The 764-nt window shown below is 56.2% G+C and carries 1 protein-coding gene; it reads left to right on the forward strand.

Going from position 1 to position 764, the window contains the following annotated elements:
* On the forward strand, nt 1-764 hold a 764-nt coding region (locus tag A3754_RS00915; RefSeq protein ID WP_197468348.1), incomplete at both ends, for a thrombospondin type 3 repeat-containing protein.

The raw sequence follows: 764 nt of genomic DNA on the forward strand, positions 1-764 counted from the left end.
CCAGGTAGCCAGTGTGGTGGCTGAAGAAACGGCAGATACCGGCGTGGACGCGGATACGTCTACTGCCGAGAACACCACCACGGTTATCGAGCCGGCAGAAACCGAAAGTGATATCGATCAGGATGGCATGCCGGACAGCAGTGATGATGATATTGATGGCGATGGCCTGCTCAATGAACAGGACAGTGCTCCCTATAATCCGGACCGCGACGGTGATGGTGTTGTCGATGGTGAAGATGCCTTCCCGGATGATCCGGCCGAAATCACAGACAGTGATAGCGACGGTGTTGGCGATAACAGCGACGCTTTTCCCCAGGACCCCAGCGAGACAGTAGATTCCGACGGTGATGGTGTTGGGGATAACGGTGATGCTTTCCCACAAGACCCATCCGAGTCACTGGATAGTGATGAAGATGGCGTCGGCGATAATATGGACGCGTTTCCGAATGACCCCACCGAAACCGTGGATAGCGATAACGATGGTGTCGGCGACAATGGCGATGTGTTCCCGAACGACCCCGAAGAAACCACAGATACGGATGAAGACGGAGTGGGCGACAACGGGGATGCCTTCCCCGAGGATCCCAACGAAACGATTGATTCCGACAATGACGGCGTGGGTGACAACAGCGACGCCTTTCCCAATGACGGTACGGAAACCTCGGATAGCGATGAGGATGGTGTCGGCGATAACAGCGATGTCTTCCCGGACGACCCGGCTGAAACGGTGGATAGCGATGCCGATGGAGTGGGTGACAATGGGG

It is taken from the genome of Alcanivorax sp. HI0083 (assembly GCF_001635175.1).